Origin of the sequence: Rhizobium ecuadorense, assembly GCF_001187535.1 — a bacterium.
Lineage (GTDB): Bacteria > Pseudomonadota > Alphaproteobacteria > Rhizobiales > Rhizobiaceae > Rhizobium > Rhizobium ecuadorense.
Genome location: NZ_LFIO01001422.1, coordinates 1 through 246 on the forward strand (window position 1 = coordinate 1; position 246 = coordinate 246).

1 pseudogene is annotated in these 246 nt (G+C 60.6%); it reads left to right on the forward strand.

Annotated elements, in window-relative coordinates:
• Positions 1-11: 11 nt before the first annotated feature.
• A pseudogene (locus AF337_RS45750) lies at positions 12-246 on the forward strand (hypothetical protein); the annotation flags it as partial.

The window sequence follows — 246 nt, forward strand, 5'->3', positions numbered from 1 at the left end:
GCTACAAGTAAACCTGGGGTACGAGCACGGATCCGAGCAATGTCGGCACCGGCACCTGGCGCGATCCGCGCTATGCCGATCCGGGGCAGCAGCCGGAGAATGCGCTGACGGGCACGATGTTCCAGGTGGACAGCTACCGCCAGGATACGATCTCCATCCCCTACGACTATTCGAACCTGCGCTTCTGGCGCAATACCGACATTTCGGAGCTGCAGGACGGTGAGACCTACAATCTCGTGCAGAACC